The organism is Pedococcus sp. P1_H8 (assembly GCF_056405175.1).
Window position 1 is genome coordinate 1 of record NZ_JBFUCP010000156.1, and the last position, 500, is coordinate 500.

A 500-nucleotide genomic window follows, 5' to 3' on the forward strand; every position below is an offset into this window, starting at 1 on the left:
TCTCCAAGGCGATCAACGACAACGACCTGTCGGTCACCGCGGTGCTCTCGGGCAACCGCAACTTCGAGGGTCGCATCTCCCCCGACGTCAAGATGAACTACCTGGCCTCCCCGCCGCTGGTCATCGCCTACGGTCTCGCCGGCACCATGGACTTCGACTTCGAGGTCGACCCGCTCGGACAGGACCAGGACGGCAACGACGTCTTCCTGAAGGACATCTGGCCGTCCACGAAGGAGATCGAGGAGACCATCGCGTCCTCGATCAACCAGGACATGTTCGTCAACTCCTACGCCAACGTCTTCAAGGGCGACGAGCGCTGGCAGAACCTGTCCACCCCAGAGGGCGACACCTTCGCGGGGGACGAGAACTCGACCTACGTCCGCAAGGCGCCGTACTTCGAGGGCATGACGATGGAGACCACCCCGGTCACCGACATCAAGGGCGCCCGCGTCCTGGCGTTGCTGGGCGACTCGGTCACCACCGACCACATCAGCCCGGCC

General features: G+C 64.2%; 1 protein-coding gene. It reads left to right on the forward strand.

Annotated features, from left to right (window positions below; translation table 11 throughout):
- Positions 1 to 500: aconitase family protein (locus tag AC1DYG_RS19365; protein ID WP_477641483.1), on the forward strand; the 500-nt coding region annotated here is incomplete at both ends.